A 261-nucleotide genomic window follows, 5' to 3' on the forward strand; every position below is an offset into this window, starting at 1 on the left:
TGTATTAATTAACCACTTAATCGATTCATAAATACTATAAAAGAAGGCTGCGCTTGTACCTAAAGCGACAAGAACATCCATATTTGCTGACCCATTACGAAGGTTTTTATAAGCGCCTACATAAAATTGCCAACCAATAACAAATTGAACAGGCGTTGCTAATACAAATTGGAACCACGGGTTCATAAATATATGTGGTATTTGAATACCAAATAAATGAACGAACATTGTCATTAACAATGGAGCTGCTAAAACAGCTGA

General features: G+C 34.5%; 1 pseudogene. It reads right to left on the minus strand.

The window, feature by feature from the left end:
• A pseudogene (locus tag FSY66_RS12465) lies at positions 1 to 261 on the minus strand (hypothetical protein); the annotation flags it as partial.

Source organism: Kocuria palustris (assembly GCF_007666205.1).
Taxonomy (GTDB): domain Bacteria; phylum Actinomycetota; class Actinomycetes; order Actinomycetales; family Micrococcaceae; genus Kocuria; species Kocuria palustris_A.